This is a genomic window from Streptomyces pseudovenezuelae, assembly GCF_029892565.1.
GTDB classification, from domain to species: domain Bacteria; phylum Actinomycetota; class Actinomycetes; order Streptomycetales; family Streptomycetaceae; genus Streptomyces; species Streptomyces pseudovenezuelae_A.
The window spans coordinates 103,693-123,061 of sequence record NZ_JARXVH010000006.1 but is presented as its reverse complement, the minus strand read 5'-3'; the positions used below and the strand labels follow the sequence as shown (position 1 = coordinate 123,061).

General features: G+C 70.7%; 18 protein-coding genes. 11 read left to right on the top strand and 7 right to left on the bottom strand.

Going from position 1 to position 19,369, the window contains the following annotated elements; translation table 11 throughout:
- Positions 1 to 52: 52 nt before the first annotated feature.
- Together M2283_RS20500 and M2283_RS20495 are read right to left on the bottom strand one after the other, a co-directional pair.
- Positions 53 to 670, bottom strand: coding sequence for a TetR/AcrR family transcriptional regulator (locus tag M2283_RS20500; RefSeq protein WP_280878194.1), 618 nt, complete (start codon positions 668 to 670; stop codon positions 53 to 55).
- On the bottom strand, positions 670 to 1,284 hold the full coding sequence (locus M2283_RS20495) for a hypothetical protein (protein ID WP_280877761.1): 615 nt from the start codon (positions 1,282 to 1,284) through the stop codon (positions 670 to 672). The genes M2283_RS20500 and M2283_RS20495 overlap by 1 nt, the downstream gene beginning before the upstream one ends.
- A 171-nt stretch (positions 1,285 to 1,455) precedes the next feature.
- Between M2283_RS20495 and hmgA the strand changes: the two genes are divergently transcribed.
- From hmgA to M2283_RS20480, 3 genes are read left to right on the top strand one after another with little or no spacing between them, the layout of a single operon-like run.
- Positions 1,456 to 2,772: a homogentisate 1,2-dioxygenase gene (hmgA, locus tag M2283_RS20490; protein WP_280877760.1), complete on the top strand. Its 1,317-nt coding sequence runs from the start codon at positions 1,456 to 1,458 to the stop codon at positions 2,770 to 2,772.
- A gap of 26 nt (positions 2,773 to 2,798) precedes the next feature.
- Complete coding sequence (locus M2283_RS20485) at positions 2,799 to 3,548, top strand: GntR family transcriptional regulator (RefSeq protein WP_280877759.1); 750 nt, start codon at positions 2,799 to 2,801, stop codon at positions 3,546 to 3,548.
- A 40-nt stretch (positions 3,549 to 3,588) separates the two neighbouring features.
- Entirely contained in the window at positions 3,589 to 4,731 is a 1,143-nt protein-coding gene (locus tag M2283_RS20480; protein ID WP_280877758.1) for a type ISP restriction/modification enzyme, read from the top strand.
- Positions 4,732 to 4,748: 17 nt separating this feature from the next.
- On the opposite strand, the gene M2283_RS20475 is transcribed toward M2283_RS20480, so the two are convergent.
- Positions 4,749 to 5,465, bottom strand: a complete 717-nt coding sequence (locus M2283_RS20475; RefSeq protein WP_280877757.1) for a TetR/AcrR family transcriptional regulator — start codon at positions 5,463 to 5,465, stop codon at positions 4,749 to 4,751.
- A gap of 63 nt (positions 5,466 to 5,528) precedes the next feature.
- On the opposite strand from M2283_RS20475, the gene M2283_RS20470 reads away from it, so the two are divergent.
- Together M2283_RS20470 and M2283_RS20465 are read left to right on the top strand one after the other, a co-directional pair.
- Positions 5,529 to 6,476 (top strand): ATP-binding cassette domain-containing protein, encoded by a 948-nt coding sequence (locus M2283_RS20470; protein ID WP_280877756.1) that lies wholly within the window; start codon positions 5,529 to 5,531, stop codon positions 6,474 to 6,476.
- Positions 6,473 to 7,255, top strand: a complete 783-nt coding sequence (locus M2283_RS20465; protein ID WP_280877755.1) for an ABC transporter permease — start codon at positions 6,473 to 6,475, stop codon at positions 7,253 to 7,255. Before M2283_RS20470 ends, M2283_RS20465 begins: the two co-directional genes overlap by 4 nt.
- A gap of 131 nt (positions 7,256 to 7,386) precedes the next feature.
- Here M2283_RS20465 and M2283_RS20460 read toward each other — a convergent pair whose 3' ends face one another.
- The 3 genes from M2283_RS20460 to M2283_RS20450 all read right to left on the bottom strand — a co-directional run bounded on the left by M2283_RS20460 (position 7,387) and on the right by M2283_RS20450 (position 9,137).
- Entirely contained in the window at positions 7,387 to 7,656 is a 270-nt protein-coding gene (locus M2283_RS20460) for a hypothetical protein (protein WP_280877754.1), read from the bottom strand.
- A 126-nt stretch (positions 7,657 to 7,782) separates the two neighbouring features.
- Positions 7,783 to 8,598, bottom strand: a complete 816-nt coding sequence (locus M2283_RS20455) for an anti-sigma factor (RefSeq protein ID WP_280877753.1) — start codon at positions 8,596 to 8,598, stop codon at positions 7,783 to 7,785.
- Positions 8,595 to 9,137, bottom strand: a complete 543-nt coding sequence (locus M2283_RS20450) for a sigma-70 family RNA polymerase sigma factor (protein ID WP_280877752.1) — start codon at positions 9,135 to 9,137, stop codon at positions 8,595 to 8,597. The genes M2283_RS20455 and M2283_RS20450 overlap by 4 nt, the downstream gene beginning before the upstream one ends.
- A gap of 252 nt (positions 9,138 to 9,389) precedes the next feature.
- Here M2283_RS20450 and M2283_RS20445 point away from each other — a divergent pair, with 252 nt between their 5' ends.
- The 4 genes from M2283_RS20445 (at position 9,390) to M2283_RS20430 (ending at position 16,034) form a co-directional block, all read left to right on the top strand.
- Positions 9,390 to 10,925: a DUF4331 domain-containing protein gene (locus M2283_RS20445; RefSeq protein WP_280877751.1), complete on the top strand. Its 1,536-nt coding sequence runs from the start codon at positions 9,390 to 9,392 to the stop codon at positions 10,923 to 10,925.
- Between the two features lie 193 nt (positions 10,926 to 11,118).
- Positions 11,119 to 12,684 carry a tetratricopeptide repeat protein gene (locus M2283_RS20440; RefSeq protein WP_280877750.1) on the top strand — a complete coding sequence of 522 codons (1,566 nt, stop codon included), beginning with the start codon at positions 11,119 to 11,121 and terminating at the stop codon, positions 12,682 to 12,684.
- Positions 12,681 to 14,351, top strand: a complete 1,671-nt coding sequence (locus M2283_RS20435; protein ID WP_280877749.1) for a nickel transporter — start codon at positions 12,681 to 12,683, stop codon at positions 14,349 to 14,351. Before M2283_RS20440 ends, M2283_RS20435 begins: the two co-directional genes overlap by 4 nt.
- A gap of 63 nt (positions 14,352 to 14,414) precedes the next feature.
- Positions 14,415 to 16,034, top strand: coding sequence for a serine/threonine-protein kinase (locus tag M2283_RS20430; protein WP_280877748.1), 1,620 nt, complete (start codon positions 14,415 to 14,417; stop codon positions 16,032 to 16,034).
- 24 nt (positions 16,035 to 16,058) lie between these two features.
- On the opposite strand, the gene M2283_RS20425 is transcribed toward M2283_RS20430, so the two are convergent.
- A complete protein-coding gene (locus M2283_RS20425; protein ID WP_280877747.1) occupies positions 16,059 to 16,865 on the bottom strand; it encodes an SGNH/GDSL hydrolase family protein in 807 nt (268 codons plus the stop codon).
- A gap of 315 nt (positions 16,866 to 17,180) precedes the next feature.
- Between M2283_RS20425 and M2283_RS20420 the strand changes: the two genes are divergently transcribed.
- Both M2283_RS20420 and M2283_RS20415 read left to right on the top strand, forming a co-directional pair.
- On the top strand, positions 17,181 to 18,389 hold the full coding sequence (locus M2283_RS20420) for a S8 family peptidase (protein WP_280877746.1): 1,209 nt from the start codon (positions 17,181 to 17,183) through the stop codon (positions 18,387 to 18,389).
- Positions 18,390 to 18,588: 199 nt separating this feature from the next.
- Complete coding sequence (locus M2283_RS20415; protein ID WP_280877745.1) at positions 18,589 to 19,017, top strand: hypothetical protein; 429 nt, start codon at positions 18,589 to 18,591, stop codon at positions 19,015 to 19,017.
- Positions 19,018 to 19,369: the final 352 nt, after the last annotated feature.

Sequence of the window (19,369 nt, the reverse complement as noted above, 5' to 3'; positions counted from 1 at the left end):
CCTCTCGGGGGGTGAGGTCGGAAACCCGCGAGCAGCCCCTGCCGGACGGCCTCTAGTCGAGCACCCGGGACAGATACGCCCGCAGCAGCTCCCGCGCCTCCTCGATGATCTTCTCGTCGCCGTCGGGGGCCACCCGGAAGGCGAGGTGGACCAGGGTGTCGGCGGTCTCCACGGCGATCAGGAAGGTCCGGCGCAGATCCTCGTCGGGCTCCCGGTCGATGTAGCCGGAGAGCATCTCGGTGAGCCGGTCGGCGACCCGGTGGTTGGGTTCGGCGTGGCGGGAGCCGACCGGGATCTGGTTGCCGAAGTCGACGAGCGAGAAGCCGGGCGCGGTGCGCTTCATGGCCAGGTACTCGTCGAGGACGGCGTCCATCGCGGTGCGCCAGCCGCCGGCCCCGGCTGTCTTGAGCCGCTCGGTGACGCGCTCGGTGAAGCGCTCCAGGTTGCGTTGGGCGAGGGCGTCGGCCATCTGCCGCTTGTTGCCGAAGAAGCGGTAGACCGAGCCGATGGGCACGCCGGCGCGCTGGGCGACGGCGCGGGTGCTCAGGTCGTCGTAGCCGACCTCGTCGAGAAGGTCGGCACAGGCGTCGAGAATCCGGGTCAGGCGTTCCGCGCTGCGCCGCTGTACCGGCGCACGGCGTAGCGATGTGGCTTCGGGCACGGGCTTCATCATGCCTTTCCGACGCCGTGCGGTGAAGCTCGCCCCCCAGCATGGAGATCAGTGTTCGACATACCGAACGCGGCGGTGTTCGCGGTGGAGCCGGGCGTCACCTCCGACCCCGACTCCGACTCCGACGCGGTGATGTCGGCGGTGCTCTCCACGGCCTTGCCGTCGACGGCCCACACGGTGCCGTCGTCGGCGTACAGCCGGGCGGTGACGTGGTGGGTGCCGCGCGGGACGAGTTCGGCCGGGAGGCGGTACGACGGGCCGCGCAGCCGGGTCACGAGGTGGTGGTCGACGAAGAGGTAGGCGAAGCCGCGGCCGGCCACCGCCGGGGACTTCGTACCGGCCGGGGAGAAGCTGAAGTGGTGGACGGTCAGCCGGACGTCCCAGCTGTCGTCGGCGTCCGGCTGCACCTCGATGCCGACCTCGGGTGCGCCCTTGTCGTCCACCTCGCGCAGGTGCCGCCCCTGTTTGTCGGTGTCGTCGAGGAGCTTGCCCACCGGCGAGGGCGAGTCGCCGTTCTTCCGATCGTGGGCAGCACTGCTGTCGCAGCCCGCGGATCCGGTCAGCAGCAGGACACAGACCGCGAGCGCGGCAAAGAGACCCCGCGTCCACGACATGCCCGGGAGACTAGAACAACGGTCCGACACTCCGAATCCCCCTGGAGTCTGGTTCTCCTTCCTCCCTGGTGAGGAGGCCCGGCCCGGCCGGGATGACTCGACGGCCCCCTTGCGCCTGCGAAACCGCAATCCTACGGTGATACATAGGAATCAGACCGCAAGGGAGCGATCATGCCTGGGGACGCGCGAAAGACCGCCGAGGGGTTGACCTACCTCTCCGGCTTCGGCAACGAACACAGCTCCGAAGCCGTGCCCGGCGCCCTGCCGGACGGCCGCAACTCGCCCCAGCGCGCCCCCCTGGGCCTGTACGCGGAACAGCTCAGCGGTACGGCCTTCACCGAGCCCCGCGCCCACAACCGCCGCTCCTGGCTCTACCGCATCCGCCCCTCGGCCGCGCACCCGGCGTTCACACCCACGGACAACGGCTCGCTCCGTACGGCCCCCTTCACCGAGTCCGTGCCCGACCCGAACCGGCTGCGCTGGAACCCGGTGCCGGCACCCGCCGAGGGCACGGACTTCCTGGCCGGCCTGTGGACCCTGGGCGGCAACGGCGACGCCACCCAGCGCACCGGAATGGCCGTGCACCTCTACCACGCCAACGCCTCCATGGACCGCGTCTTCAGCGACGCCGACGGCGAGCTGCTGATCGTCCCTGAGCACGGCGGCCTGCTGCTGCACACGGAGTTCGGGCTGCTGCACGTGGAGCCCTCGCACGTGGCGCTGATCCCGCGCGGGGTCCGCTTCCGCGTCGAGCTGCTCGACGGGTCCGCCCGCGGCTATGTGTGCGAGAACTACGGCGCCCCCTTCCACCTCCCCGAGCTCGGCCCGATCGGTGCCAACGGCCTCGCCAACGCACGCGACTTCCACGCCCCGGTCGCCGCCTACGAGGACGTCGAGGGCCCGGTGGAGGTGGTCAACAAGTTCTGCGGCAACCTCTGGACGGCGACGTACGACCACTCGCCCCTCGATGTCGTCGCCTGGCACGGCAACCTGGTGCCGTACGTCTACGACCTGCGCCGCTTCAACGTCATCGGGACGATCTCGTACGACCATCCCGACCCGTCGATCTTCACCGTACTGACGTCCCCGTCGGACACCCCGGGCCTGGCCGGCGTGGACTTCGTGGTGTTCGCGCCGCGCTGGCTGGTGGGCGAGGACACCTTCCGGCCGCCGTACTTCCACCGCAACGTGATGAGCGAGTACATGGGCCTGATCGAGGGCGCCTACGACGCCAAGGCGGAGGGCTTCGTGCCGGGCGGCGGCTCGCTGCACAACATGATGTCGGCGCACGGTCCGGACCGGGAGACCTTCGACCGGGCGAGCGCGGCGGAGCTGAAGCCGCAGAAGGCGGACGACGGTCTTGCGTTCATGTTCGAGACGCGCTGGCCGGTGACGCTGACCCCGCACGCGGCCCGCGCGGAGCACCTCCAGCGGCACTACGACGACGTGTGGCAGGGCATGGAGCGGCACTTCCGCCCATTGCACTGATCGCGGACGACGGGTACGGATAGCCCGTGACCTCCTTCGCCCCGGACTCGATCGTCCTGAACCGCAAGCTGCCGCTCTGGTACCAGGTGTCGCAGTCGCTGCGCGCCTCGATCCTGGGCCGCTCGCCGCAGGACCCGCTGCGCCTGCCCACCGAGGAGCAGTTGGCGGGGCACTACGGGGTGAGCGTGCTGACCATGCGGCAGGCGCTGAAGGAGCTGGAGGAGGAGGGCCTGATCACGCGCCACCGCCGCCGGGGCACCTTCATCGAGCCGACCGCCCGCCGGGGCACGCCGGTTCGGCTGCTGGGCTCGGTCGACGCGATCGTGGCCCAGCAGTCCGGCATGACGACCGAGCTGCTGGACCACGGCAGTTCACCGGTGCCGACCGAACTCGCAGAGTTCTTCCCGGACATCGACGAGGTGGCGACGTACCACCGGCTGCGCGCGGACGAGAAGACCGGTGAGCCGACCAACCACGCGCGCAATCACGTCCGTGCCGAACTGGCCGCCCGCTTCGACCCGGATGAGCTGGTGCGGTGGCCGATGACGAAGGTGCTGCGGGACGTCGTCCGGGCGGACATCAGCCGTATCACGGACACCGTGGAGGCCCGGCTCGCGGACCCGGAGACGGCCCGCCTGCTCCAAGTCCCGCTGCTCAGCCCGATCCTGCACTACACGGGTGTCACCTACGACTCCGAGGGCCGGGTGCTGGACGTGGCGGTGATCCACTACCGGGGCGACCGCTTCTCCTTCACCGTGACGCTGGACGCCACATGAGCCCGGCGGCCCCGGCCGGCTGTCGGCGGCTCGTCGTACGATGCCCAGCGTGACGCACGACGACGCTCCGCCGCTGGCGGACCTGATGCCGTGGTCCGTCGCACCGCCGCGGCTCGGCCGGGGGTGGCCGACGGGCCCCGACCCGGCTTCCCTGAAGGCCCGTTGGGACACCCTGGTGAAGGCCGAGGGCCCGGACCGGGAGGCCCTGTTCGAGCCGACCCGCTCACGCACCCTGCACACGGCCGTGGGGCAGTTGCCCGGCCGGTCGGGCGGCACGGAGAAGCTGATCCGCGCCGCCGGCCCGTGTCCCGAGCCGGTCCGGGTGCTGGCCGCGGCGTTCGACGAGCAGTGGCTGATCCCCGACCACCGGCTGATCGACGCGGCCCGCCCCGAGCTGTGGCGGGTGGCCGACGAGCGGCAGGTGTTCGTGGTGGAGACGCCGGACTCACCCCCGCTGGCGACCCGGCTGATCCCGCTCCTGCGCCCCGGCCGGATCCGCCCGCTGTACCGGCGCCCCGGTGGCGCGGAGCCCAACCTGGCCCCCGGTCTGCTGGCGCACCTGGGTCACTCCCCCGATCCGGTGGACTTCCTGGCCTGGACGCTGACGGCGATCCGCCCCGACCTCACCGTCCCACTCCCCCGCGATCCCGAACTCTGGGCCCGGGGCGTGGAGTTGGGCCACCGCGCCCTGTGGCTCCTGCACCGCGACGGCGACCGCCCCAAGCTCCCCGGCGGCCGCCGCCCCTACGTCCGCGCACCGCTCCCGGCCCGTCCCCTCACCCTGCACTACGACCGCGACGAGGAGGCCCTCCATCTCGACGAGGGCCGCGTCTCACCGGTCCCGCCCGAGGCCTGGGACTTCGAGGCGGCACCCGGAGTCCGGGTCCTGGAGCACTGGTTCACCGCCCGCACGGCGGAGGACGCCGAGCGCGGCACCCTCGCCGCGATCCGCCCGCCGGGCTGGCAGCAGAGCTGGACCTCCGAACTCCTCGAGCTGATCACGGTGTTGACCCTGCTGGCCGACGTCCGGGCACAGCAGCGGGAGTTGACAGTGCCGGACGGCATCACGGCGAAGGAACTGCGCACGGCGGGCATCCTCCCGCCCCCGGAGTCGACCCGCCGACCGGCCACCGTGCTGGACCACCACGAGGAGGGTCCGGAAGGGCAGTTCGCCCTGATCTGACGGTCTCCGGGCTTACCTCACGGCCGTGGAGCGAACGCGTCCAGCACCCTCTCCAACGCCAGGTCGAACACGGCCTCCAGATCAATCGGCCCGGCGTCCTCCGAGAACGCCGCCGCCATCCGCGGATACGCCCCCGTGGCCACCTGACCGAAGAGGTACCCGATCCGCACCTCGTTCTCCTGCTCCGGCGACCAGGGCAGGGACCGGGTCCGCTCGGCGGTGGCCAGCTCGTTGGCGACGTACGTGGTCACCACGCCGTTGAGCAGGGCGACCAGCTGCATCTTCAGGCCGTAGGTCAGGTCCTCGCGCGAGTCCAGACAGGCCAGGCAGTGCTCCAGGTAGCGCAGGGCGTTGGGGCTGAAGCCGTACACCGGTGACATCAGCCGCGGCAGCCAGGGATGGCGGATCATCAGCGCGCGCGTCTGCTGGGCCACCCGCTTCATGTCGGCCCGCCAGTCCCCGGCCGGCTCCCACAACTCGTGCTCGCCGCTGATGGCGTCCACCATCAGCTCGTACAGGTCCTCCTTACGGGGGACGTAGTTGTACAGCGACATGGTCCCGCAGCCCAGTTCGGCCGCGACGTGCCGCATGGACACCCCGTCCAGCCCGTCCGCGTCGGCCACCCGCACCGCCGCCGCAGCGATGTCGGCACGGCTGTACGCGGGCTTCGGCCCCCGGCCCGTCCGCTCGGGACGGGCCCAGATCACTTCGGGTACGGCCGCTCGGCCCGCCATCGATCATCACCTCGTCCACCATCGTAGTTACGTACAGCGTACGTAGTGCGCTATGGTCAAGGCATGGATACTACGTACGCTGTACTTAGTGAAGGTCTGGAGAAGAGGTTCGGCGCGGTGCGCGCGGTGCGCGGCCTGGACCTCGCGGTGGCCCGGGGCACCGTCTGCGGCGTCCTCGGGCCGAACGGGGCGGGCAAGACCACGGCGGTACGGCTGCTGACGACCCTGCTGCGACCCGACGCGGGCTCGGCGCGGATAGCGGGGCACGACCTCGTCCGGGAGCCCGCGGCGGTACGGCGCAGCATCGGCGTCACCGGGCAGTACGCGTCGGTCGACGGCGACCTCACGGGGCGCGAGAACCTGCGCCTGTTCGCGCGGTTGCACCGGGTGCGGGGGCCGGCCGACCGGGCCGGCGAGCTGCTCGACCGGTTCGGCCTTGCCGAGGCCGCCGATCGGCCCGCGTCCACCTACTCGGGTGGGATGCGCCGTCGTCTCGACCTCGCGGCGAGCCTCGTCCGCCGGCCGGAGGTGCTGTTCCTGGACGAGCCGACGACCGGCCTGGACCCGGCCAGCCGCACGCTCGTCTGGGACGCCGTGCGCGAGCTCACGACGCACGGCACGACGGTGCTGCTCACCACGCAGTATCTGGAGGAGGCCGACCAACTCGCCGACGACATAGCCCTGGTGGACCGGGGACGGGTGGCGCACACGGGATCGCCGGCGCAGTTCAAGGCGCTCATCGGGGCGTACGTCGAGGTCGTCGTCGCCGATCCGGACGTACTGGTGAAGGCGGCCGGCGTGCTCGACCAACTCACCGGCGCCGAGCCGACGTTCGACCACGAGCGGGGCGCGGTCGGCGCGGTGACCCGGGACGCGACGCTCACCTTGCCGCGTCTGGTGCGCGAACTCGACGCGGCGGGCGTGCCGTTGCTCGACGCGAGCCTGCGCCCGCCGACGCTCGACGAGGTGTTCCTGCAACTGACCGCCGACTTCGAGGAGCGAGTGGCATGAGCGTGCTGGCGTACGAAGGAACGGCCCTGCTGGGCCGGCAGTTGCGGCGAATGCGGAACAATCCGGGGCTGCTGATCCTGACCCAGACGATGCCGATCAGCATGCTGCTGTTCTTCGGCTACGTCTTCGGCAGCGCGCTGGCCATGCCGGGCGGGGAGTACCGGTCCTTCCTGGTGCCGGGGCTGCTGGTGGCGACGGCCGCGAACGGGATCATGACCGGCATGTTCCAGGCGGCCCAGGATGTCCACCGGGGCGTCACGGACCGCTTCCGCACCCTGCCGATCAGCAGGGCGGCCGTTCCGCTCGGACAGGCCCTCGCGGACGTCGTCGTCACCGCCGTGGGGACCGTGCCGTTCCTGCTGGTCGGATATGCGGTGGGCTGGCGGATCGAGGGCGGTGCGCTCGAAGCGGTGGGCGCCGTGGGGCTGTTGATGCTGTTCCGGTTCGCGACGACCTGGGTCGGGATCTTCCTCGGGCTGCTCACCCGCAGCGAGGAGGCGGCGGGGCAGTTGGGCGGGGCGACCTTCATGCTGCCGCTGCTGTCCAACGCGTACATCCCCACCGACGGGCTGCCGGGCTGGCTGCGCACGGTGGCCGAGTGGAATCCGATCAGCGCGGTGACGACGGCCCTGCGGGATCTGTTCGGCAACGCGCCGGTGCCCGAGGGCGCCGCCTGGCCGGTCGCACATCCGGTCGCCGGGTCACTGGTGTGGTGCGCGGTGCTGATCGCGGTGTTCCTGCCGCTGGCGGTGCGGCGGTACGCGCACGGGAAGCGCTGACCTCAACAGGCAAGGAAATGCTGGGTGTTGTCTCTCGGTACCGAGTGGGTGGGAGGTACCGAGAGACGACCGGACGGATTGCCGAACCGGGCGCGGTCCCTCGATGACGGCTTCGGGGGACGCCGGTGAACTCAGCGGCCCCCGAACAGCGAACGCCGCAGCCTGCGCAGCGGAGCGAACAGCGAGACCCGGCGCACACGCGCACCCTGGTCGCTGCGTGTCTTGGTGGTGTCGCGAGCGGTGAGCTCAAGCATCAACGAGGTCGCCTCTGCCGTCTCCCGCTGTGGCACGGCAGGGCCTGCCAGCACCGAGAGATGGCGGTCGAGACGCGAACTGGTCGCGCTGCTCCCGCACGTGATCGCAGGGACCCTGGCCCTGCTGTGCATCGTTATCTGATCCATGTCACTCCCCACCCGTACGAGTCCACCCGGCCCGGGCAGGGTAACCCTATCGCCCCAACCGGGCACTCGTGTATCGCGGTCACAGGATTCACCTTCCCCGTAAGGAGGTTGACGACTCCTCTCTCGTCACTCTCCGAATCCAACCGATTTCAGGGCGAGTTGGACAATCGGCTGGCTGGTGGGCTGTGGTGAGCCCCCGTCGGGCTCGACGGTCACAGCGAGTGATGTCGCCGACGTGTCGAGACCGGACGCGACCAAGGGCGTGTCGCCCTTGAACAGGCCCAGGGAGCGCGGTTGCTCGTCGGGGCGCATGAGCCACAGCTGGTGCACGCGGTCGCTCGGCAGGTCGTCGTACCCGCTGAGCGTGACCACCGCGCCCCCCTCCTCGGCGGAGGCGACCACGCCGATACTTCGGCCCTGCGTGTCCTTCCCCGTGCTCGCGCGTGCGTCCGGGGCTGCGAGAACGTGGGCGATCTCACGCGACTGCGCCTGCGCCGCGTCCAACTTGTCCTGGGTCTGGTTCGCCTGCACCGCGAAGAGGGAGGCGACGACGAGGGCCGCGGCGGCCGTCGCCGTGGCGAACGGCACGAAGAACGGGCGGCGCTCGCGGGGCGCACGGGAGCGCCCCGGGGGCGGCTGTGCACCCCAGACATGCGGGGGCAGGTTCGGCGTGCGCTCCCGCGCGTGCTCCCGCGCCGGAGCGGGCACCTGCGGAGTCGCGCGTACGGCGGCCAGCACCCGGTCGCGCATCGCGGCCGGCGGCCGGGTGGCCGTGGACCAGGCCAGGCGGACCGCGTCCTCGGTCAGCGCCCGCACCTCGGCGTTGCAGGCCTCGCACGTGCGCAGGTGCTTCTCGAAGCGGACCCGCTCGGCGGGCTCCAGGGCGTCGAGCGCGTAGGGGGCGGCGAGCGAGTGCAGATCCTCGCGGCGGAACAGCCTCATGCGACACCTCCCAGGCACTTGCGCAGCTGGGTGAGTCCATCGCGCATCCGGGTCTTGACCGTGCCCAGCGGCAGCGAGAGCCGCTCGGCCACTTCACGGTACGTGTACCCGTCGTAGTAGGCGAGAGTGACGGACTGGCGCTGCAGGGCGGTGAGTCGGTCCAGGCAGCGGCGTACCCATTCGCGCTCCATGCCGGCCTCGACCTCCTCGGCCACGTGGTCGAAGGCGGGGCCGTGGGTGCGGCGGGCCTCGCGCTGCTCGCGTTCGCCGGCCGCGCGGGCGCTGCGGACCCGGTCGACGGCCCGGCGGTGGGCAAGGGTGAGCACCCAGGACAGCGCGCTGCCGCGGCCGGGGTCGAACCGGCCCGCGGAGCGCCAGAGTTCGAGCAGCACCTCCTGGGACACCTCCTCCGATTGCGCGGGATCCCGCACGACGCGTCGCACCAGTCCGAACACCGGACCGGACACGAGCCCGTACAGCTCCTCGAATGCCTTCTGGTCGCCGCCCGCCACGAGCACCAGAAGCTCGTCCGCCTCCACGCGATCCCCCTCTCCCCGCCCGCATGGGCCCCGTCCCGTCACACCAGGCATTCGCAACGAACGCACCTCCGGATGGGGTTACGGATCAGCCTGCCCAAAAAGCGGGTCCGCGGCCGACGAAAACAAGATTCCCGGTCCGGCTGAAACAAGCTCCCGAGTCCGCCGTAAGAACGTTTGGGATTCGACCAATCCATCCTGCCGACCGCTCCGAATCAGCGTTCGTCAGGCAAGTTGGCACTGAGGACGGACGGCATGACACCTATCTCCAGGAGCGGTTCGGGACGCAGGAAGCTCGCGGCCCTCGTATGTGGCGCGCTCGCCGCCGGGGGGCTCGCAGCCGCCGGCACGGCCGCGCTGGAACCGGGAGTGGCCTCGGCCTCCTCCCACCGGGAGGCCCCCCTCATCTCGGGGACCCCGCAGTACGACAACACCGACCTGTACGCGTTCGCGAGCCCGGACAAGGCCAACACCACGACGATCGTGGCGAACTGGATCCCGTTCGAGGAACCCGCCGGCGGCCCGAACTTCTACCAGTTCGCGGACGACGCCCAGTACGACCTGCACATCGACAACAACGGTGACGCGCTGGACGACTTCATCTTCCGCTACACCTTCAGCACGCAGACCAAGAACAAGAAGACGTTCCTGTACAACACGGGTCCGGTGACCAGCCTCACCGACCCCGACCTCAACATCACGCAGTCCTACGACATCGACCTCATCAAGCTGAAGAAGGGGAAGCAGCAGTACAAGACCAGGATCGCCGACGACATACCGGCGGCCCCGTCGAACGTCGGCAAGGCGTCGATGCCGGACTACGCCAAGCTCCGCTCGCAGGCGATCTACAAGACGTCGAACGGCGGCGCGACCTTCGCCGGCCAGGCCGACGACCCGTTCTTCGCCGACCTGCGCGTCTTCGACCTGCTGTACGGCGGCAACCTCTCCGAGGTCGGCAACGACACCCTCAAGGGCTACAACGTCAACACGATCGCCCTCCAGGTGCCCAACGACCTGATCCGGCAGTCGAAGTCACGCCCGACCGTCGGCATCTACTCGACGACCCAGCGCAAGAACGCGCAGGGCTACTACTCGCAGGTCTCGCGCCTGGGCAACCCGCTGGTCAACGAGGTCGTCAACCCGCAGAAGGACAAGGACAAGTTCAACGCGTCCCAGCCCAAGGACGACGCGCAGTTCCTGAAGAACGTGACCGAGCCCGAGATCCCGAAGCTCATCGAGGCGATCTACAAGATCAAGGCGCCGGCCGAGCCGCGCAACGACCTCGTCAGCGTGTTCCTCACGGGCGTCAAGGACCTCAACACGGAGCAGCCGTACGCGACGCCGTCGGAGATGCTGCGCCTCAACACGTCGATCCCGGCGACCGCGCACCCCAAGCGGCTCGGTGTCCTGGACGGCGACAACGCGGGCTTCCCGAACGGCCGTCGGCTCACCGACGACGTGATCGACGCCGCGCTCCAGGTCATGGAGGGTGAACTCGTCGGTTCCAAGAACGACTTGGGCGACGCGGTCGACAAGAACGACAAGGGCTTCGAGAAGTACTTCCCGTACGTGGCCGAGCCGACCTCGGGTTCGCGCGGTCCGCTCGCCAAGGGCACGTCCAGCGGCACCGACGTCAAGAACCAGCTGGGCGACGCCCTCCAGCCGGCCGGTTCCTCGTCGAACGGCAACACCCCGCTGATCGCCGCCTCGGCCGGCGCCGGCGCGCTCGGCATCCTCCTGATCGGCGGCGGCCTGATGTGGTGGCGCCGGATGCGCGAGCGGGCGTACTAGGCCGCACGGCCCCTCATGGCCGGGCCGGGTGTACCCCGGCCCTCTAGGTGGCGGATCGGGCGGCTCTTGAAGCGGTGCCGCCCGGTCCGCGAACCCCGGCCCAACGACTGGCGCGGCCCGCTCGTACTCATCCCCCACGGCGCGGGCCGCGCCGCACGACTTCCGTTCACCGCAAGCCGATCGAGGAGAGGGCATGGCCCCGCGTACGAACGACACCGAGCCGACGAGGACGAACGGCAGTGCGCCGCCCCCCTCTTCGGACCCCGAGGCCATGCCCGACAAGCCCGTCACCGGCGAGTCGACACCGAAGGACACCAAGCAACGGCCCGTGCCCGTACTCCACTTGGTCTCCAGGGAAGACGCACCGACGCCGGCGCCCTCCGCCGCCGAGGACGAGCGCGTCGCGGCCGTGCGCCGCGTGGGTGCCGTCGGGCGGCGGATGAGGGCCGCCCAACTCGGCGGCTCCGTCGTGCTGTTGGCCATCGCGCTCACCGCCGGGTCGATCGCGGTCGGGGCCATCCGGGACGAGGGCCGTACGACCGTGGCCGCCGCGCCCAGCACGATGTCGCCGGCGCTGCTGGCCAGTGGCGACCTCGACTCGACGATCACCTCGCTGCAGTCCCAACTGCGCTCGCAGCCCAAGGACTTCGGCAGCTGGGCCACCCTCGGACTCGCCTACGTGGAGCAGGCCCGCACCAAGGGCGACCCCTCCCGCTACCCGCAGGCGGAGAAGGCCCTGGACCGCTCCCTCGACGTGAAGCCCGGCAACGAGGCGGCCGTCACCGGCCAGGCCGCCCTCGCCGCGGCCCGGCACGACTTCAAGGACGCCCTGAAGTACGCCGACCAGGTCCTCAGGGAGAACCCCTACAGCGCGAACGCCCTCTCCTCCCGCATCGACGCCCTCGTCGAACTCGGCCGCTACGCCGACGCCTCGAAGGCCGCCGACCTCGCGGACACCCGCCGCCCGGGCGTCCCCGTCTTCACCCGGTACGCGTACGTGCACGAACTGCGCGGCGACGTGAAGACCGCCCGCCGGGTCCTGGAGCAGGCACTCACCACCGCGACCTCCCCCGGCGACATCTCCTACGTGGCCGCCCAGCTCGGCCAACTCGCCTGGAACCAGGGCGACTACAAGAGCGCGCTCGACTTCTACGCCCGCGCCCTGTCCGCCGACGAGAACTACCTCCCCGCCCTGGAGGGCCGCGCCCGCGCCCTGTACGCCACCGGCGACAAGGCCGGTGCCGTCAAGGGCATGGAGCTGGTCGTCGCCCGCTACCCGCTGCCCGGCCCGCTGGTCGAACTCGGGGAGCTGTACGAGGACCGCGGCGCCGAGGGCGACCGGATGAAGGCCGCCGACCAGTACGCCCTCGTCAACGCCTGGATCGCCCTCGCCCGCGCCAACGGCGTCAACGCCGACCTCGACACCGCGCTGGCCGCCGCCGACCACGGCGACAAGGCAGCGGCCCTGCGCGCCGCCCGCGCCGAATGGGCCCGCCGCCACACCGTGCACACCGCGGACGCCCTCGCCTGGGCCCTGCACGTCAACGGCCACGACGCAGAGGCCCTCCCGTACGCCCGCCGGGCCACGGCCACCGGCTACCGCAACGCCTCCTTCATCTACCACCGCGGCATGATCGAGCTGGCCACCGGTCACGAGAAGGACGGCATCGCCCACCTGAAGGCGGCCCTGAAGCTGAACCCCGGCTTCTCGCCCCTGGGCGCCCGTACGGCCCGTGCGGCACTGGAGGCGGCCAAGTGACGCCCCGGCGCCTGTTCGCGTCCTGCACGGCCGTGTTCACGGCCGCCTGCGCGCTCGTGCTGCTCCCTTCCGGCGCCGCGAGCGCGCACCCCCTCGGCAACTTCACCGTCAACCGCTACGACGGTCTCGTCGCCGCCCCCGGCCAACTGCGCGTCGACCACGTCGAGGACCTCGCCGAGATCCCGGCCACCCAGGCCAAGCCGGACATCGAGCGGCTCGGCATGACCGACTGGGCCCGGGAGCGGTGCGAGAAGGCGGCGGACGGCAGCAAGGTCACCGTCGACGGCCGCGCCACCGACCTCACCGTCGGCACCAGCCACGCGCGCGTGCGCCCCGGCCAGGCCGGCCTCAACACCCTGCGCGTGGAGTGCCGCCTCACGGCCCCGCTCCCCAAGGGCGACACCGTCACCCTCGGCTTCCACAGCGCGGGCGCCACCTCCGGGCCCGGCTGGCGGGAGATCACCGCGCGCGGCGACCGGATGACGCTCAGCGCGACGGACGTACCCAAGACCTCGGTCTCCCACGAACTCACCAGCTACCCCAAGGAGTTGCTCTCCTCCCCCGCCGACACCGCGACCGCGTCCCTGCGGGTGCGGCCCGGCGGACCGGCCCTGGTCGAGGACGAGCGGGACGCCCCCGGCGCTTCCGTGCTGCCCCGCGGCGCCGACCGCTGGACCCGCGCCCTGGACAACCTGGTGGCCCGGCACGACCTCACCGTCGGCTTCGCCGCGCTCGCCCTGCTCATCGCGGTCGTCCTGGGCGCCATGCACGCGCTCGCCCCGGGCCACGGCAAGACCCTGATGGCCGCGACGGCAGCCGCGCGTGGGGGCCGGGCCCGCCTGAAGGACGTGCTGCCGCTGGCCGCGTCGGTGACGGTCACCCACACGCTCGGCGTGGTGGCCCTCGGCCTCCTGGTCACGGCCGGCTCGGCGGCGACCCCTTCGGTGATCGCCTGGCTGGGCATCGCGAGCGGTGCGCTGGTCCTCTTCGCGGGCGCGACCCTCGTACGCAGGGCCTGGCGCAACCGCACGCACGGTCACGACCACCCGCACCCGCACCCGCACGAGACCGCGACCAAAAAGGTCGAGGAACGCGCCCTCGTCCTGGCCTCCGCCCACTCCGCGCACGCCGACACCACCACCGAGACCCACCCCCATCCGCACACTCACGATCACGATCACCACACCCACGACCACGACCACGACCACGACCACAGTCACCCCCACCCGCACCCCCATTCCCACGACCACCCTCATCACCCCGCCCCCGACTCCCCCCTCGAACACACTCACGGCGGCTTCACCCACACGCACGCCGTCGCCCCGACTCTTCGCGGCACGATCCTGCTCGGCTTCGCCGGCGGGCTCGTGCCGAGTCCGTCCGCGGTCGTCGTGCTCGTCGGCGCGGCGGCGCTCGGTCAGGCGTGGTTCGGGCTGCTGCTCGTCGTGGCGTACGGCGTCGGGCTCGCCCTGACCCTGACGGCGGCGGGATTCGCCGTCGTGAAGCTGGGTACCGGAATGACTCGGGTGCTGGAGAACCGCCCGCGTCTGACGAGCCATCCGATGACGACCCTGGTGCGCAGGTCCGCCCCGCTGATGTCAGCGTTCCTGGTCGTGGCAATCGGGGCCGGATTGGTGCTCAAGGGGGCGGCATCCGCACTCGGCTGAGCTACTTTTGGGCACAAATGACGCGGAGTGGAGACATCGCGCGGATGCTATGGGGGGACGCCCGTGTCCGAAGAACCGGGCAGTGAACGTGTGATCGCCGGCCGCTACCGGCTCCTGTCGCCCCTCGGTGAGGGCGGGATGGGAACCGTGTGGCGCGCCCGCGACGAGTTGTTGCACCGCGAGGTCGCCGTCAAGGAGGTGCGCGCGCCCGCCGGTCTGCCGGACTCGGAGATCTCGCGGATGTACGCCCGTCTGGAGCGCGAGGCGTGGGCCGCGGCCCGGGTCGCCAACCGCAACGTCGTCACCGTGTACGACGTGGCGATGCAGGACGACCGCCCGTGGATCGTGATGGAGCTGGTGCGGGGCATCTCGCTGGCCGAACTCCTGGACATCGAGGGCCCGCTCAGCCCGCAGCGCTCCGCGCACATCGGTGCCGAGGTGCTGTCCGCGCTGCGGGCGGCGCACGCGGCCGGGGTCCTGCACCGGGACGTGAAGCCGGCCAACGTGCTGATCTCGAACGACGACCGGGTGGTGCTCACCGACTTCGGCATCGCCATGGTCGAGGGCAGTTCGGCGCTGACCATGACCGGCGAGGTCATCGGCTCGCCCGAGTTCCTGGCGCCGGAGCGGGCACTCGGCCGTACCCCGGGTCCGGAGTCGGACCTGTGGTCGCTCGGCGTGCTGCTGTACGCGGCCGTGGAGGGCAACTCGCCCTTCCGGCAGGCCACTCCGCTCAACACCCTGCGCGCGATCGTCGACGAGGAGCTGCCGTACCCGCACCGGGCCGGTCCGCTCGCGCCGGTGATCGAGGCGCTGTTGCGCAAGGACCCGGCCGAGCGGCTGCCGGCCGAGCAGGCGGAGCGGGATCTGCGGATCATCGCCGCGGGCGGCACGGTCGACGCGAACATGGCGCAGGCGCCCATGTATCCGCCGACGACCGCCGGCTACGCCTCGCAGGAGTCGTCGACGCCGTCCCAGCCGTATACGGCCGCCCAGACCCGGCCCGTCCCCGCGCCGGGGAGCACCACGACATCGCCCGCCACACCGCCGGAGCGCAATCGCCGGGCCGCCGTCGCGCTGATCGTGGGCGCGGTCGTCCTCGCGCTGGCGCTGGCCGGACTGACGTACGCGCTGCTGAACAACGGGGACGGGGACGGGGGTTCGGCCGACGCGGGGGCCAGTACCAAGACCGGGGGCGGGACTTCGCAGAGCGCCACGGCGACCAAGCCCGGTGGTGGCGAGGAGAGTTCCACGCCGAGCGCGAGCAGCAGCTCGTCGAGTTCTTCCGAACCGCAGTCGGTGCAGGTCACGTTGGCGGGGGCGAACACGGACTACTCCGGGTCCTGTCCGCCGTCGAGCGGTCAGGCGCCCACGTTCACGGCGACGATCACGGTGGGCAAGCTGCCGGCCCAGGTGAGTTATCGGTGGGTGTCCGAGGACGGGCAGGTCATGGATGACGGCTGGAAGACCATGTCCTTCTCCGCGGGCGGCGGGAAGACCAAGCAGGACAAGGCGTTCGTGACGACGTACGACAGCACGGGGACGTTCCGGAACTCGATCAGTGTCGAGGTGCGCTCGCCGGTGGAGAAGACGTCCAACTCCGTGCCGTTCACGGTGACCTGTGTGGCGGAGACCCCGTCGGACGGAGCCTCCGCCAGTGCGTCCGAGTCGCCGGACGAGTGACGGTCCGGACGCGGCCGGAACCGGTCAGGCGGCGCTGTTCATGACGGGCAGATAGCCGCCGGACTGGCCGGCCGCGGTCGGGTGGTACGACTCTCCGATGCTCAGCAGGTTGAGGCTGTGCAGCCAGGCGCTGCCGGAGCAGAGCTCGTGGCCGGTGAAGGTGGCGCGGACGTCGCCGTAGGTGAAGCCGTGGTTCGCGGCTGCCTTGTTGATGGCGGTGTCCAGATAGTCGGCCGCACCGTTGATCGCGCTCCGCTTGGTCCCGGAGAGGCCGACGCAGGTGGTGCCGAGCTTGTAGAAGCGCGGGTAGCCGATGACGACCACGTGCGCGTTGGGCGCCTTGCTGCGGATCGCCGTGTAGACGGTGTCGAGTTGCTTCGGGAGCGTCGAGTCGACGTACGCCTTCGCGGTCTTGATCCGGGAGAGGCAGGAGCTGTCGGACTGGAGCACACAGGTCGTCATGACGTCGGCGAAGCCCGCGTCGTTGCCTCCGACGCTGATGGAGACGAGGCTCGTGGCCGTGCTGAGCGGGCCCAGCTGACCGGAGAGAACATCACCCGTACGAGCGCCCGAGCAAGCCGTGAAGTCGAACTTCGAGGGTGAATGGGCGGCGGCCCACAGGTAGGGGTACGCCTTGGTGCTGCGATCGCAGTCGCCGCCGGATCGGATGTAGCTGCCCGCTCCGACCCCGGAGGAGTAGGAGTCGCCGAGGGCCACATAGCCCCCCGTGGCGGCGGTTTGGGACGCCTGCGCCGCCGCGGCCCCGGTGAGGGCCGTGCCGGTGGCGAGGAGGGTGGAGATCACGAAGACCGCAAATCGGGAACGTCTCATGGAACCTCCCTTTAGCAGGATCTCTGCCTTGACTGTCGTACCAACTACGCGCATGGACGGGAAGTGCTCATGTCAAGACTTTCCCGCTGGTACCGACGCCCACCCTGTGCGTTCACCATGGGTTTGATTACGTGCCCATGACAGATTTGTTGACAGCCCCTCAACTCCCTTGTTCTACGCACGTAGATGATCGACCCTTTACTCAGCCTTGAACGGGAACGCGACGTTCCGGGCCGTGTGCGCGACGACGCGCGCACCCCCCACAGTCGCGCGCCCGACCCAGGCGCGCGCAGCCTGGAGGAGGACTCCCTCGTAATGGCACAACTGCGTAGCAAGAAGCTCCGGTTCGCCGCCGTCACCGGCCTCGCGACCGCCGCCCTCGTCGGCGGACTCACCGCACTGCCCGCCCAGGCCGCCCCGGCCGAGGGCAAGGTCCTGTCGGCCGGCTCCCCCACCGCGGTCAAGGACAGCTACATCGTCACGCTGAAGAAGACCGCCGGCCTCAAGGCGGCCTCGACGGCGGGCAAGGGGCTGGTCAAGGAGTACGGCGGCACGGTCAGGAAGACCTTCGACACCGTGCTCAACGGCTACTCGGCCACCCTGACGGCCACGGAGGCGAAGAGACTCGCCGCCGACCCGTCGGTGGCCTCCGTCGAGCAGAACCAGCGCTTCCAGCTGGCCGACACCACACAGTCCAGCGCTCCTTGGGGCCTGGACCGCATCGACCAGGCCGCCCTCCCGCTCTCCGGCACGTACACCTACCCGGACACCGCGGGCGCCGGCGTGACGGCCTACGTCATCGACACCGGTGTCCGCATCACCCACACCCAGATCAGCGGCCGGGCCTCCTACGGCTACGACGCGGTCGACGGCGACACCACCGCCTCCGACGGCAACGGCCACGGCACGCACGTGGCCACGACGATCGCGGGCACGACCTACGGCGTCGCCAAGAAGGCGAACATCGTGGCCGTGCGGGTGCTCGACAACAGCGGATCCGGCACCACCGCGGGCGTCATCGACGGCATCGAGTGGGTCACCGAGAACCACACCGGCCCGGCCGTCGCCAACATGTCCCTGGGCGGCTCCGCCTCCTCCACTCTCGACACCGCGGTCGCCAACTCCATAGCCAGCGGCGTCACTTACGCGGTCGCGGCCGGCAACAGCAGTGCCAACGCCTCCTCCTACTCCCCGGCCCGTGTCGCCACCGCGATCACGGTCGGCGCGACCACGAGCGCCGACGCCCGGGCGAGCTACTCCAACTACGGTTCGGTTCTGGACATCTTCGCCCCCGGTTCGTCGATCCTGGCGGGCTACAACACGAGTGACACCGCCACCGCCACGCTCTCCGGTACGTCCATGGCGACCCCGCACGTCGCGGGCGCCGCGGCCGTCTACCTCGCGAGCCACACCTCGGCCACCCCGGCCGCGGTCGCCACGGCCCTGGTGAACGGGGCCACTTCGAACGTCGTCACCAGCGCGGGTACCGGCTCGCCGAACAAGCTGCTCAAGCTCGTCCCGTAACACCGCACCGCGGTACCCGAACGACCGTTCCCCGGAGGCAGCCGGCGCCTCCGGGGACGCGTGTTTGAGCCACGCGAGTACAGAGGGGTTCAGGGGCTGCCCAAGAAATGACGTGAACACCTTCCGCATCTTGACGCCCCGTCTAGTAGTGCGCGACATTGAAGTCCGGCATCCGGCGCGCTGGGGGGCATAGTCGCCAATGCAGACCATCCGTATCAAGAGAACGTCGACCGACGGCACCGAGCGAGCGCGACCAGGTCCGGGGAGGGACCTTTCGCCACTGCTCGCGGGCGCCGCCACGGCCGTGGGGGGATTCGGCGCGCTGCTCGCGCTGACCGATACCGACTCACCTCTGCGCGGCCCGCTCACCCTTTTCTTCCTGCTCGCGGCACCCGCTACGGCCATCGCCGTGGCGCTGCGCGGGCTGGAGTCCTTCGGCCGAGTGTTGACCGCGATCGCCGGTTCGATCGTGGTCAACATGCTGGTGGCCCAAGGGATGTTGGCCGTACACCGATGGTCCGTCCGCGGCGGTGTCGTCGCGGTGACCGTGATCAGTCTGCTGGTGTTCGCACCGGTGCTGGTCCGACGGTTGTACGGGCCTTCGGAAACGCCCGACAAAGTTCAGTAACGGTCAAACCAACAAAAACGTGAGGCCACGGTTCAGGTCTTGCCATACAGGTTCAATCATCAATACCGTCGTACATCTCACCCGCATCGGTCCATCATCTAGCGGCTCCAGGGGAGGGCTCAAGGACCGCGATGGCTTCCGGCGCGGGGCGCGGTAGGGGGGTGCCGTGCTCGGTGATCACTTTTGTGACCGAGTCGTGCCGCGTGACCGGCTGCCATTTTTCGGCAGACGGCCAGCTTTGCCAGCTCGCCCGGCATGTCCGGAGACCCTTTTCGGCATGTCGCAGGGGTGAGAACCCCCCTTTCGAACCGGACACGAAGCCGGGCCGCCCTTGGGGCGGGCGGCCCACCGG

What these genes read in the sequence shown, in the direction of transcription:
- M2283_RS20500 (WP_280878194.1), bottom strand. Translation starts at nt 670, where the DNA reads ATGAAGCCCGTGCCCGAAGCCACATCGCTACGCCGTGCGCCGGTACAG.
- M2283_RS20495 (WP_280877761.1), bottom strand. Translation starts at nt 1,284, where the DNA reads ATGTCGTGGACGCGGGGTCTCTTTGCCGCGCTCGCGGTCTGTGTCCTG.
- hmgA (WP_280877760.1), top strand. Translation starts at nt 1,456, where the DNA reads ATGCCTGGGGACGCGCGAAAGACCGCCGAGGGGTTGACCTACCTCTCC.
- M2283_RS20480 (WP_280877758.1), top strand. Translation starts at nt 3,589, where the DNA reads ATGCCCAGCGTGACGCACGACGACGCTCCGCCGCTGGCGGACCTGATG.
- M2283_RS20475 (WP_280877757.1), bottom strand. Translation starts at nt 5,465, where the DNA reads ATGGCGGGCCGAGCGGCCGTACCCGAAGTGATCTGGGCCCGTCCCGAG.
- M2283_RS20470 (WP_280877756.1), top strand. Translation starts at nt 5,529, where the DNA reads ATGGATACTACGTACGCTGTACTTAGTGAAGGTCTGGAGAAGAGGTTC.
- M2283_RS20465 (WP_280877755.1), top strand. Translation starts at nt 6,473, where the DNA reads ATGAGCGTGCTGGCGTACGAAGGAACGGCCCTGCTGGGCCGGCAGTTG.
- M2283_RS20460 (WP_280877754.1), bottom strand. Translation starts at nt 7,656, where the DNA reads ATGGATCAGATAACGATGCACAGCAGGGCCAGGGTCCCTGCGATCACG.
- M2283_RS20455 (WP_280877753.1), bottom strand. Translation starts at nt 8,598, where the DNA reads ATGAGGCTGTTCCGCCGCGAGGATCTGCACTCGCTCGCCGCCCCCTAC.
- M2283_RS20445 (WP_280877751.1), top strand. Translation starts at nt 9,390, where the DNA reads ATGACACCTATCTCCAGGAGCGGTTCGGGACGCAGGAAGCTCGCGGCC.
- M2283_RS20440 (WP_280877750.1), top strand. Translation starts at nt 11,119, where the DNA reads ATGGCCCCGCGTACGAACGACACCGAGCCGACGAGGACGAACGGCAGT.
- M2283_RS20425 (WP_280877747.1), bottom strand. Translation starts at nt 16,865, where the DNA reads ATGAGACGTTCCCGATTTGCGGTCTTCGTGATCTCCACCCTCCTCGCC.
- M2283_RS20420 (WP_280877746.1), top strand. Translation starts at nt 17,181, where the DNA reads ATGGCACAACTGCGTAGCAAGAAGCTCCGGTTCGCCGCCGTCACCGGC.
- M2283_RS20415 (WP_280877745.1), top strand. Translation starts at nt 18,589, where the DNA reads ATGCAGACCATCCGTATCAAGAGAACGTCGACCGACGGCACCGAGCGA.